Origin of the sequence: Streptomyces sp. SID5785 (genome assembly GCF_009870065.1) — a bacterium.
GTDB lineage: Bacteria > Actinomycetota > Actinomycetes > Streptomycetales > Streptomycetaceae > Streptomyces.
Genome location: NZ_WWIA01001033.1, coordinates 1 through 567 on the forward strand (window position 1 = coordinate 1; position 567 = coordinate 567).

Genomic DNA, 567 nt, shown 5'->3' on the forward strand with positions numbered 1-567 from the left:
CTGCGTGCGGCGCAAGGTCGACTTCCGGTTCGGCGCGGACGTGCGGCGGATCGTCGTGAAGGACGTCCGGGCGGCCGGCGTGGAGCTGGCCGACGGCACGGTGGAGGACGCGGAGTCCGTCGTGGCGGGCGTCGCGCCGGCCGTGCTCGACGGGCTGCTGCCGGACCGCGCGGTGCGGGGCGCGGTGCCCGCCCAGCGCGAGGCGGCGCGGCCGAGCCGGCTGACCGTCCACCTGGCGCTGCGCGGAGCCCGCCCCGCGGACATCCCCCACCGCACCGTCGTGCACGGGGCGGACCGGGCGGCGGAGGCGGCCTGGCTGTTCGACGGGGCACCGCGCCCCGGCAGACCCACGGTCGCGGTGCTGCGCACGGGCGACGCCGCGCAGGTGCCCGACGCGGACCACGAGGCGGTCACCGTCACGGCGACGGTGCCGGGCGGCGGGCGCGTGGGCGAGGAGGACGTCGCGGCGGTCGTCGCGGCGGCCCGGCGGGCGGTGCCGGACCTGGACGGGCGGCTGCTGTGGCAGGAGGCGCGCACCCCGCAGGACGTCGCGGAGGCGACGGGGGC

The 567-nt window shown here is 80.8% G+C and carries 1 pseudogene; it reads left to right on the forward strand.

From position 1 onward, the window contains the following. Window positions 1-567 (forward strand): annotated as a pseudogene (locus GTW43_RS33400) (NAD(P)/FAD-dependent oxidoreductase); the annotation flags it as partial.